The sequence below is a fragment of the Dellaglioa sp. CoH-57-MRSF-18 genome (assembly GCF_056781995.1).
The window spans coordinates 1-230 of sequence record NZ_JBXAXX010000297.1 but is presented as its reverse complement, the minus strand read 5'-3'; the positions used below and the strand labels follow the sequence as shown (position 1 = coordinate 230).

The following is a 230-nucleotide window of genomic DNA, read 5'->3' as shown; positions in this document are numbered from 1 at the left end:
CATCCTTCAGCGTGCTGTCGATCTGCGCCAGCTGCTGCTTGGGCGTGGGGTCGTCATCCTGGGCCAGCGCCGGCACAGCCAGCAGCTGCGTGCAGCACAACAGCAGGGCCAACCAGGGGCCACGCACCAGGATCGTTCGGAAGAAGGAAGAAAAGCCAGCCACACCGTTTTGCGCGGACCACCGCGCCTGCGCGCGACTATACGGCAGGTACTGTAAACGGCGGATGCGC

At 65.2% G+C, this 230-nt stretch carries 1 protein-coding gene; it reads right to left on the bottom strand.

Annotated features, from left to right (window positions below; genetic code table 11):
- The coding region (locus tag AC1RPG_RS09020; protein WP_481762646.1) for a hypothetical protein at positions 1-230 on the bottom strand (230 nt) is incomplete at both ends.